Origin of the sequence: Thalassotalea sp. G20_0 (assembly GCF_017744175.1) — a bacterium.
GTDB lineage: Bacteria > Pseudomonadota > Gammaproteobacteria > Pseudomonadales > Endozoicomonadaceae > Endozoicomonas.
In genome coordinates this window covers 1-10,270 of record NZ_JAGHQV010000087.1, presented here as the reverse complement: position 1 = coordinate 10,270, position 10,270 = coordinate 1, and the positions used below count along the sequence as shown (strand labels likewise).

The window sequence follows — 10,270 nt, the reverse complement described above, 5'->3', positions numbered from 1 at the left end:
AGCAAATTGGTCTAAAAATTCCGTTTTGTTCGGCAAATAGCCCCGCTATTCACCTCACAAAACGGAATTTTTATCCTCAATTTTCTGCCATCCTCGCTACGGGCGCTATTCTCGGACAGCCTCCTAGTTGTCAAACTGACTCAGTGTCATTAATCGAAGGATGAAAAGTTGTGCAAACGATCAGATTATTGCACCATTTATACGCGTGACGGTTCTGGCTGAGACATGAAAAACCATTATTTATAACAAGTTAACAACTTGGTATAAGCATTGCATTGTCAGGACGAGACAGCACTGGCATGACCTTATAACCATAAAAATCAACGGAAGTTCTAGTGACAATAAAGATGACATAAGGACCCCTTGAAGATGTTGGATGCAGTAAAGAAAAGCTTAACAGTCTGTCTGCTCATCACCGCGTTTAGTCCTCAGGCAGATCAAGTCAATCGAAGTGAACAGCATAAGCCCCCTGAAACCCTGATTATTGGTGTCGAAGATACCGCCTTTTATCCCCATTACACCACCTCAAAGGCAGGCGAATATACCGGCTATGCACGCGATCTGTTTGATCAATTTCAACAGCATTCAGGCATTCGTATCGAATATCGTCCCATGCCGGTCGAACAGCTGTTTGATGCCCTGGTGTCTGGTGAAGTGGATATGAAATACCCGGATAACGCAAACTGGGCGTCTCATCTTAAAGAGGGGGTGAATGTTACTTACAGCCAGCAAGTGACCCGTTATGTCGATGGTGTGCTGCGAAAGCCTGAAGACCGGGGTAAACCGTTGGCCGGGATCGATCAATTGGCGACGGTCTCCGGTTGGACTGTCTGGGATTATCTTGATCAGGTGAATGCCGGGCAGATCGCGGTCTCTGAGAAAAAAAACTTACGTCAGTTGGTTCGTGAGGTTATCCGGAATAAAGCCGATGGAGCCTATTTCAATATCGTCGTGGCCAGCCATTATCTGGAAAATGTTCGATTGTCACCGCTGACCCTGGTGTTTGATCCGGGCTTGCCTCATACCCGGGGCACGTATCATTTATCCACCATCAAGTACCCGGGGATCGTGGCCCGGTTTAATGATTTTTTACAGGAGCAGGCTGAACAGGTGGCTGACCTGAAAGACTTATATGCCGTGGAGAAGGATTTAGATAACGGCTACCTTGGCATGGAAACCTGGAAAGAGGAATGGCTGGCAAGAAAGCGTGTTCGCAGATTGAACTCAGATCAACCATCGCTGAAGACCGTCTCCACTTACACTACAGAGAAGGCCATTTAAAAATCGCCAGAGAGCTGTTCAGGTTTTGGGTTTAGCAAAGCCTGAACAGCTTAATGACTCTTAATAGTTATCCAAAATAGTTATCCAAAATAGTTATCCAAAGCTCCTGGCTTTTTGATAAGCACTTCGCTTATGAATGCGCTCAAGGTAAGCCAGAGTATTAGTACGTCCTTCAAGCGCGCCTTGAGATTGGGCAATCTCAAGCATAAAGGTCATCATAATATCCGCTGCGCTAAAGGTATCGCCCGCGAAATAGGGTGAATCCGCCAGGGTGGATTCGATATACGAAAAATCCAGGGCAAGTTCTTTAGCAAGGTAACCGTCCAGCGGTCGGGTACCGTCTCTTTGCTCCATCTGCAGAAGCAGATTGGCAATCAGAGGCAGGCTCAGAGAACCTTCGGCAAAATGCAGCCACTCGAGGTAGCGGTAATAGCCGGGTGTGCCAGCGTCCGGGCGCAGTCTCTTTTCGGCGTCCTGATCGAGAATGTACTCCATTACGGCACCGGACTCACACATCACCACGTCACCGTCCTCAATCACCGGAGCTTTATTGAGGGGGTGAATTTTTCCAAGGCTGGCAGGCGCTAAACGGGTGCTCGCATCCCGTTGATAATGCACTAACTGATATGGCATTTGCAGTTCTTCCAAAAGCCAGATCACACGGGTCGAACGGGATGCATTCAAGTGATGTACAGTAATCATGGAAAACCCCTGTTAAGCCAGGTTATCGGGACCGACACGAACTACAAGCTTGCCAAAGTTCTTGCCTTCAAGAAGACCAATAAAGGCTTCAACCGAGTTTTCCAGGCCGTCCACCAGGTGCTCTTTGTAATGGATTTGTCCCTGAGACAGCCACTGTTGCATAGCAGCGAAAAACTCGGGATACCGGTGGCCATAGTCGTCAAATACAATGAAACCCTGCATTTTAACGCGCTTGACTAACAGTGTACCCATCAGTGCGGACATGCGGTCCGGCCCCTCCGGTAAGGCAGTGGCATTGTATTGGGAAATCAGGCCACATAAGGGAACTCGGGCGGAAGGATTAAGCAATGGCATAACCGCATCAAAGACACGCCCACCGACATTCTCAAAATAAACATCAATACCATCTGCACAGGCATTGGCCAGCTGTGCTGGTAAATCTTCTGAGTAATGATCAAGGCAAGCGTCAAAGCCCAATTTCTTAACTGCGTAGTCACACTTTTCAGCGCCACCAGCAATACCGACCACCTTACATCCTTTTATTTTGGCAATCTGACCGACAAGGCTACCCACAGCACCTGTGGCAGCTGCCACCACTACGGTTTCACCCGCTTCAGGCTGGCCAATATCCAGTAAGCCCATATAGGCTGTCAGCCCCGGCATACCCAGCACACCCAGGCCATAAGAAGGCTTGACCAGCGTACTGTCAATTTTGACCAGGTCAGCACCATTGGACACGCTGAAATCCTGCCAGCCGCCACCAGCAACCACCCAGTCACCCACTGCAAAATTGGCATTCCTGGAAAGCTCGACGCGACAAACACTGCCCCCAACCATCACCCCATTAATAGCCACCGGATCGGCGTATGACTTGGCATCATTCATCCGTCCACGCATATAAGGGTCGAGAGACAGATAGACCGTTCGCAACAATACTTCGCCCTCAGCTGGCTCAGGTTTGCTACTGCTGACTAACTTAAAGTTTTCAGCCGTTGGTGCCCCCGAGGGCCTGGACGCCAGCAGGATTTGTCGATTGGTGCTTTGGGATTGGTTTAAAGTATCCACGGTTTACTCCATTAAAATATTTATTAGATGAATGGGGCAAAAGCTGAAGAAGAGCGCTTTTGCCAGAAGACCTCGATCAAAAATCGCACTGTGAGGCGGGTAATGGCCAAGACGGTAAAATCAGTGCTTCAAACGTAAGACACTGGCTGGATAGCCTGCTTGATTAAGCGTAATCCAGCAAGCACTCTGAAGGTTACTGTCCTGAACATCAATGCCTGCAGTTATGCACCTGAGTTGTTCGTTAACGACTTAACAACCGGGTCATCGCAACAGCCACTGCATGAGCACTCGCCGGATTCTGCCCGGTGATCACACGATCATCTTCGATCACCAGCTCCTGCCATGGCTGAACTTTGTTGTAGCGGGCTGCATTGCGAGCGAGAGATTCCTCAAGAAGGAATGGGATGTCATTGATAGTGCCGAAATCAATTTCTTCTTCACGGGTAAAGCCAGTGACCGATTTTGTGGTCAGTAACTTCTCACCTGAACTCAGTGTAATCGGTAATAACGCCGCAGGTCCGTGACAAACTGCAGCCAGGACCCCACCTTTTTCATAGTGACTGGCACTTAACCTGGCCACCGTCTCATTTGACGCCAAATCAGACAGAAGGCCAAAGCCTCCCGGATAGAAGACCGCGTCGTAATCATCAATGTTGATTTCTGAGGCCGGGATTGTGTCGTTGATACGGTTCTGGAATTCTTCATTACCCAAAACACGACTATTGATCTCATCACCATCAACATCCGTTCCATAGAGTGGTGCCTTACCACCATTAATCGAGGTGATATCGTAGGTGCAACCATGCTCCATAAATACCTGTAAAGCATGGGTTAACTCGGGCGCGTAAGTACCGTTAGCCTGATCAGTAGTACCCAGCGTTGCGTGATTGGTAACAGGAATCAGAATTCTTTTCATGGGGGCCCTCTCTACCGACTTGGATAACTATTCTTATGGCGACGACTATACTCCTGCCCCAAAGGTGATAATAGTGATTTTTTTAAATTCTTTCGCTCCTGACCACCTTCGTATATCAAGTTGTGATATTTGCTGAAAATCTCTGAAAGAAACGCGAGGATGTTATCTTGCTTTCACAGGATCTGACATCCTGCATTAGTTTTTCAATTTCTTCAGGGAATAATGCTATTGCCAATTGTCCCATAAGTCCTTCGATATCATTGAGGCGTCGAAAGGTTTGAGGTGAAAAGTCTTTTGGTTCCATCGTAAGTACTCGTTGTGAAGTCCATATCTTTCTTATGTTGGATTCCGGGTTGAGCAGATCCCTTCGCAGTGATTTTGCAAGTGCAGGTTTCGTACATTGTTCAGACCATTTTCCAAACAGATCTATGATGTCTGAACTCTCAATTTCCTGTTGCTGTTTACCAGGGATGGCTGCGGGGATACTCAGTCTGATTTTGTCCAGTAACTCAGGCAGACGTCTGCTGTCTCCATCAATCATCGCCAGCAAAAGTTCCGAACAGTGTTTATTAAACCCATTCGCTGATAAAGCACTACTCTTCGCGACATGAACTTTGATGTTTCTGGTTTTTAATGGTTTTTCAAGCCAGAAAATAAGTTTATTCGAAAGAGTTCGGACGCTTTGCCAAATAGCGGTTTTCTTTCCATGAAAAGACTTCCCGGTACTGGCTGCCCGGACGTTGTCTTTGTGGGGTTGAATTTTCTGTGGTGAGGGAGAGGTTGGTTTATTGACCGGGTCCATGGCTAATCCTCTTGCTTTATTATTCGGTACCGCTAAATTGATAGTAGTTTGATCTGAGCGTTGCTTTTCCTTCTACATCGCCCTGTTTGTTTCATCGAGATGATGTATTTTGTACCGATATCATTTTTTGCTGTCGTGTATTGTTTAAAGCCAGAAGGCAGATGACTCAGTTGCTTTTTATGATAATTTATCAATCTCACAATCTACAGTAGCGGGACATATTGCAGCAAATGTTTCTGGCTACTTGAAGGATGCACGATTTTACCCTGATCCAAAATACACTGAAATTGGTGATGCGCCTATGTACGCTATGCATAAAGAGAATCTGGTCGGTTGTCAGTGGTTGGAGTCACCTGTCGGGCGTCTCAACGTTATGGCCTCTGTTGATGGTGTTGTTTCTGTTAAACGGACCAATAGTCATGGTTTGCAGGCTGAAGCCAGCACTGCTGAGCATACATCGGTTGCCGTGCAACAGGCTATTGACAGTCATCTTGCTCAGGCCAGAGATGAGTTGGGGGCCTACTTTCGCGGAGAGTTGACCCGCTTCACGGTGGCCCTGGATCTTCGTGGTACCGACTTTCAGCAGCAGGTATGGAGTGCGTTACAACAGATTGGCTATGGGAAAAGCTGTTCCTACCAGGATATTGCCAGCAGCATCCGTCGGCCTAAAGCGGTCAGGGCCGTGGGAGCCGCCAATGGTGCCAACCCGGTGGCGATCATTGTGCCCTGCCACAGGGTAATCGGAAAAAATGGTAAACTGACCGGTTATGCCTATGGGGTTGAGATGAAGAAGTATCTGCTGGATCTTGAGCAGGGGAATAGAAGGGAAGGGGTATAATCAGGGGGCTGTGGCTGGCTTTTCATGGTTAAGGAAAAGGCCAGCCAGGGTTGCGATCAGAGCCAGCCGCCCAGGTCTTTCCAGCGGTTCACAATGGTACAGAACAGTTCAGCGGTTTTTTCCGTATCGTAACGGGCTGAGTGAGCCTCTGATTTATCAAAATCAATATCCGCTTCGACACAGGCTTTGGCGAGCACCGTTTGTCCATAGGCCAGACCGGCCAGCGTAGCGGTATCAAAGCAGGAGAACGGATGGAACGGATTCCGTTTCACATCACAGCGCTCAGCCGCCGCCATGACAAACCCCAGGTCGAACGACGCATTGTGTCCAACCAGTACCGCCCTGTTGCATCCCTGGCTTTTTACCGCTTTACGGACGGAACGGAAAATCTTGTTGATGGCCTCCTCTTCCGCCATGGCAATCCGCAGCGGGTGAAAGGGGTTAATACCAATAAAATCGATAGCGGCCTGCTCAATATTGGCACCTTCGAATGGCTTGATATGGTACGACTCCGATGGGCCCGGGTGGATAAAACCGTGCTCATCCATTTCAATCACGGTGGCTGCAATTTCCAGCAGTGCATCTGTAGCGGCATTGAAGCCGCCGGTTTCCACATCGATTACCACGGGCAGAAAACCGCGGAATCTGTTGGCCATGGAGTGGCTGTCATCGGCCCTCAAAGGCTTCTCCTTACTCATTAACTGTAAAAAAATACCGCATTGCCACCAGGTTATAGGGCCTGTTGACGTTTCGTTGCGTGCTCAGTGGCTCAGAAAGGCGTCATATGCGCGAAAGACTTGCGCAGCGCGTAGTTATTCTACGCCAAGCAAGTCTGACAAAGCAGATGGCGCCTTTCTGAGCCACCCTTCGGGCGAATCAGGGCGCCCCTATGACTTCGTTGCGGCATTTTGAAAGGCAACCAGCCTTCCTGCAATGCCGCGCCTCGTCATAGGAGCGCCCTGATTCGCTGAGCACGCAACGAAACGTCAACAGGCCCTGGGCAGCAAGAGCGGGATTTTTCCTCTGCTCACGGCTGTTTAGCCAATGGCTATGATTTGAGCCGCCAGGATACGGTTTCTCCGGCTCTCAGAGGTTTCACCCGGTTATCACCGAAGGCAATGGATTCTGGCATGACCCAGTCTTCTTTCACCAGGGTAATGGTGTCCTGGTTTCTGGGCAGGCTATAGAAATCGGGGCCATTGAAACTGGCAAAGGCTTCCAGTTTATCCAGAGCGCCCATCATTTCAAAGGCCTCTGCATAGAGTTCAATGGCTGCCGGTGCTGTATAGCAGCCTGCACATCCACAGGGGGACTCTTTGGCACCAATGGCATGGGGAGCAGAGTCAGTTCCCAGGAAAAAGCGACGATTGCCGCTTACTGCGGCTTCCAGCAGCGCCTGCTGATGCCGACTTCTCTTGAGAATTGGCAGGCAGTAATAGTGGGGTTTGATACCACCAACCAGCATGTGGTTGCGATTATACAACAAATGATGGGCGGTAATGGTAGCACCCAGGTTTTCTCCCCCTTCACTGACGAACCGGGCAGCATCAGCCGTGGTGATGTGTTCCATGATGATCTTCAGGGTCGGGAAGCGTTCTACCAGTTTAACCAGGTGGCGGTCAATAAATGTCTTTTCCCGGTCAAAGATATCGATGTCGGCATCGGTCACTTCGCCATGCACCAGCAATGGCAGATCACACTCCGCCATGGCTTCCAAAGCACCGTAAATGTTCTCGAGATTGGTCACGCCGGAATCAGAATTAGTGGTTGCGCCAGCAGGATAAAGTTTCAGTGCCACCACATCACCCCGTTTATGGGCATCAAGGATGGTTTCACGGGACGTTTTATCGGTCAGATACAGCGTCATTAATGGTTGAAATGCCGAGTCAGCAGGCACCTGTTCGAGAATGCGCGTCTTGTACTGGCTGGCCAGATCGGCATCCGTTACCGGTGGTACCAGGTTGGGCATAATGATCGCCCGGCCAAAGGTTCTGGCGGTGGCTGCCACCGTTTCCGTCAGAACATTGCCATCACGAAGGTGGAGGTGCCAGTCATCAGGGCGGGTAATGGTCAGTAATTGGCTCATTTTGGAAGGTACCTGTTCCGGTTATATATGATCGAACCGGATGGGCATCCTAGCGAAAAAAAGGCCATGTTGATAGTAGGGGCCTGAGAAAAGAGGCATAAAAGCAGAGGTTTAACCCGTATTTCCGGCCTTTTGATGTTATGATTCCCGGGCTTTATCTACACTGACTCCGGCTTTGGCCAAATAATGATGAAAGCGTCTTGGCGAAGCGCTATTTATGAATTATTATTCACAAAAAAAGAATATTTATCCTTCACTGTCTACAGATTCCTGTTGCAGTATGTCGTTGGAGTTGAGCAATGAAAAAAATCAATAAAGTGGTTCTGGCCTATTCCGGCGGCCTGGACACCTCAGTGATTGCAAAATGGCTGGAAGACACCTATCAGTGTGAAGTCGTTACCTTTACCGCGGACCTGGGGCAGGGTGAAGAGGTAGAGCCAGCCCGGGCCAAGGCAGAAGCCCTTGGCATTAAACAGATCTACATTGATGATCTGCGCGAAGAGTTTGTCCGTGACTTTGTCTTTCCCATGTTCCGTGCCAATACCATTTACGAGGGCGAATACCTGCTGGGAACCTCCATTGCCAGACCGCTGATTTCCAAGCGCCTGATTGAGATTGCCAATGAAACCGGTGCCGATGCCATTGCCCACGGTGCCACCGGTAAAGGGAATGACCAGGTGCGTTTCGAGCTGGGTGCTTATGCACTGAAACCGGGGGTTCAGGTGATTGCACCCTGGCGTGAGTGGGACCTGAACTCACGGGAAAAACTGCTGGCTTACTGCGATGAGCACGGTATTGCGGTGGAGCGCAAAAAAGGCAAATCGCCTTACTCCATGGATGCCAACCTGCTGCATATCTCCTATGAAGGCGGCATTTTGGAAGACCCGTGGGCGGAGCCGGAAGAAGAGATGTGGCGCTGGTCGGTAGCGCCTGAATCCGCCCCGGATGTGCCGACCTATCTGAATCTGAGCTATCGCAAAGGGGATATTGTTGCCATTGATGGGGAGGCAATGACGCCAGCCCGAGTGCTTGCCTGCCTGAACAGGATTGGTGGCGAAAATGGGATTGGCCGTCTGGACATTGTTGAGAACCGCTATGTGGGCATGAAGTCCCGGGGCTGTTATGAGACGCCCGGAGGCACCATCATGCTCAAAGCGCACCGGGCCATTGAATCCATTACCCTGGACCGGGAAGTGGCCCACCTGAAAGATGAGTTGATGCCGCGCTATGCCAAACTGATCTACAACGGCTATTGGTGGTCACCGGAGCGGGAAATGCTCCAGAAGATGATTGATGAAAGCCAGGAGCCCGTGAACGGTGAAGTTCGCCTGAAATTGTATAAGGGGAATGTCACGGTGGTTGGCAGACGTTCTGACGACTCGCTGTTTGATGAAACTATTGCAACCTTTGAGGACGATGCCGGAGCCTACAACCAGGGAGATGCTGAAGGATTTATTAAGCTGAATGCATTGCGGTTAAGGATTGCGGCGAATAAAGGCCGAAAATTAGACTGAAAATGGCAGGCCTGCATTTCGGGATGCAGGCCATTCCCTATAATCGTATATTCCTGGCTATGTGACCGGGGTTGTAATGCCGCACGACTGCACGGATGCTAGTGCAGGAAAGTGCTAATACCCATACAACAAAAATACGCTTTGATTCGCATCCTTTTTTTGAATAGTGATTGGCTTGATAGCATGCTGATGAGTGATCCTGCTGCTGCAGGTTGGCATTTTGTTATGGGTCGTCTGAATACCCATATGTCAGAGGCTGCGGTCAAGGCAGTCGACAGGATTGAAGGTACAGCGGGAAAAAAGCTTGGAGTTAAAGGCAAATCCGGCATTCTCAAAAACATGAAAATACGGGCTGCTTACCTGGGCGATGTGTCCCATAAGGTTGTTTTCCACTATGCCCCGAAGGACGCATTATGGCTGAATCAGATAGAGGTATGGTTTTCGATTCTGGTGAGGCGCTTTCTGAAACGAAACACTTTTACATCCACCGAAGAGCTGAAGGCCCGTCTCCACTAGGAGGCTGACCGAGAACAGACTGCCCTACTGCGGTGGCAGCAAATTGGTCTAAAAAGTCGGAAATTTTTAGCAAATAGAACCACTATTCACTAAAAATTTCCGACGTTTTATCCTCAATTTTCTGCCATCCTCGCTACGGGCGCTATTCTCGGTCAGCCTCCTGGTTTGTGGACTTCTTCAATGAGAAAATGGCCAAGCCTTTTAAGTGGACTTATAAAGGTCGGCCATTACAGGTGTAATGTTGTATGGGTATTAGCGCTTGGCTGCAGTAGGAACTCTTCAAGCCAGTCATGGTTGTTGTTGCCCCGTTCTGACCCGGTCGCAAACAAATCAAAATCCGGCGACAATAAATCAGAATCCGATTCCCAAATGTCAATGTCAATTCCGTTCAGTCCAAGAGGGTCTTCTTTTCTGCATTCCAAAGCTGAATGCCAGGCGTTTTGTGTCTGTTTATCCACATCATAATGGTTGATCTTTTGGAGAACACTCATTAACTGCGGAAGTATCATCTCTTTCCGATAGGGTTCCAATAGTTCAAGTTCTCTATTCC

11 protein-coding genes are annotated in these 10,270 nt (G+C 49.2%); 4 read left to right on the top strand and 7 right to left on the bottom strand.

What is annotated here, in order from left to right; all coding sequences use genetic code 11:
- Window positions 1–369: 369 nt before the first annotated feature.
- Window positions 370–1,281 (top strand): transporter substrate-binding domain-containing protein, encoded by a 912-nt coding sequence (locus J7438_RS24085; RefSeq protein WP_209278599.1) that lies wholly within the window; start codon window positions 370–372, stop codon window positions 1,279–1,281.
- A gap of 93 nt (window positions 1,282–1,374) precedes the next feature.
- On the opposite strand, the gene J7438_RS24080 is transcribed toward J7438_RS24085, so the two are convergent.
- The 4 genes from J7438_RS24080 to J7438_RS24065 all read right to left on the bottom strand — a co-directional run bounded on the left by J7438_RS24080 (window position 1,375) and on the right by J7438_RS24065 (window position 4,766).
- Window positions 1,375–1,983, bottom strand: a complete 609-nt coding sequence (locus tag J7438_RS24080; protein WP_209278598.1) for a glutathione S-transferase family protein — start codon at window positions 1,981–1,983, stop codon at window positions 1,375–1,377.
- Between the two features lie 12 nt (window positions 1,984–1,995).
- Complete coding sequence (gene curA, locus J7438_RS24075; RefSeq protein ID WP_209204608.1) at window positions 1,996–3,048, bottom strand: NADPH-dependent curcumin/dihydrocurcumin reductase; 1,053 nt, start codon at window positions 3,046–3,048, stop codon at window positions 1,996–1,998.
- A 241-nt stretch (window positions 3,049–3,289) separates the two neighbouring features.
- On the bottom strand, window positions 3,290–3,964 hold the full coding sequence (locus J7438_RS24070) for a type 1 glutamine amidotransferase domain-containing protein (RefSeq protein ID WP_209278597.1): 675 nt from the start codon (window positions 3,962–3,964) through the stop codon (window positions 3,290–3,292).
- A gap of 115 nt (window positions 3,965–4,079) precedes the next feature.
- Window positions 4,080–4,766, bottom strand: coding sequence for a hypothetical protein (locus J7438_RS24065; RefSeq protein WP_209278596.1), 687 nt, complete (start codon window positions 4,764–4,766; stop codon window positions 4,080–4,082).
- Between the two features lie 301 nt (window positions 4,767–5,067).
- On the opposite strand from J7438_RS24065, the gene J7438_RS24060 reads away from it, so the two are divergent.
- A complete protein-coding gene (locus J7438_RS24060) occupies window positions 5,068–5,604 on the top strand; it encodes a methylated-DNA--[protein]-cysteine S-methyltransferase (RefSeq protein ID WP_503003933.1) in 537 nt (178 codons plus the stop codon).
- Between the two features lie 56 nt (window positions 5,605–5,660).
- Here the strand turns inward: J7438_RS24060 and rnt are convergent, their stop codons facing one another.
- Window positions 5,661–6,260 carry a ribonuclease T gene (rnt, locus tag J7438_RS24055; RefSeq protein WP_209278595.1) on the bottom strand — a complete coding sequence of 200 codons (600 nt, stop codon included), beginning with the start codon at window positions 6,258–6,260 and terminating at the stop codon, window positions 5,661–5,663.
- A 392-nt stretch (window positions 6,261–6,652) separates the two neighbouring features.
- Window positions 6,653–7,690 carry a dihydroorotase gene (gene pyrC, locus J7438_RS24050; protein ID WP_209278594.1) on the bottom strand — a complete coding sequence of 346 codons (1,038 nt, stop codon included), beginning with the start codon at window positions 7,688–7,690 and terminating at the stop codon, window positions 6,653–6,655.
- 299 nt (window positions 7,691–7,989) lie between these two features.
- Here pyrC and J7438_RS24045 point away from each other — a divergent pair, with 299 nt between their 5' ends.
- Window positions 7,990–9,204, top strand: coding sequence for an argininosuccinate synthase (locus tag J7438_RS24045; protein WP_209278593.1), 1,215 nt, complete (start codon window positions 7,990–7,992; stop codon window positions 9,202–9,204).
- Between the two features lie 111 nt (window positions 9,205–9,315).
- The gene (locus J7438_RS24040; protein WP_353620188.1) at window positions 9,316–9,720 is read left to right on the top strand and encodes a transposase; all 405 of its coding nucleotides are present in this window, start codon (window positions 9,316–9,318) and stop codon (window positions 9,718–9,720) included.
- Between the two features lie 227 nt (window positions 9,721–9,947).
- On the opposite strand, the gene J7438_RS24035 is transcribed toward J7438_RS24040, so the two are convergent.
- Window positions 9,948–10,270 (bottom strand): hypothetical protein (locus J7438_RS24035; RefSeq protein WP_209278591.1); only part of this gene is annotated, 323 nt, incomplete at its 5' end.

Excerpts from the sequence above, each read along its gene's own strand:
- J7438_RS24085 (WP_209278599.1), top strand. The coding sequence starts at position 370 with ATGTTGGATGCAGTAAAGAAAAGCTTAACAGTCTGTCTGCTCATCACC.
- J7438_RS24080 (WP_209278598.1), bottom strand. The coding sequence starts at position 1,983 with ATGATTACTGTACATCACTTGAATGCATCCCGTTCGACCCGTGTGATC.
- J7438_RS24070 (WP_209278597.1), bottom strand. The coding sequence starts at position 3,964 with ATGAAAAGAATTCTGATTCCTGTTACCAATCACGCAACGCTGGGTACT.
- J7438_RS24065 (WP_209278596.1), bottom strand. The coding sequence starts at position 4,766 with ATGGACCCGGTCAATAAACCAACCTCTCCCTCACCACAGAAAATTCAA.
- J7438_RS24060 (WP_503003933.1), top strand. The coding sequence starts at position 5,068 with ATGTACGCTATGCATAAAGAGAATCTGGTCGGTTGTCAGTGGTTGGAG.
- rnt (WP_209278595.1), bottom strand. The coding sequence starts at position 6,260 with ATGGCCAACAGATTCCGCGGTTTTCTGCCCGTGGTAATCGATGTGGAA.
- pyrC (WP_209278594.1), bottom strand. The coding sequence starts at position 7,690 with ATGAGCCAATTACTGACCATTACCCGCCCTGATGACTGGCACCTCCAC.
- J7438_RS24045 (WP_209278593.1), top strand. The coding sequence starts at position 7,990 with ATGAAAAAAATCAATAAAGTGGTTCTGGCCTATTCCGGCGGCCTGGAC.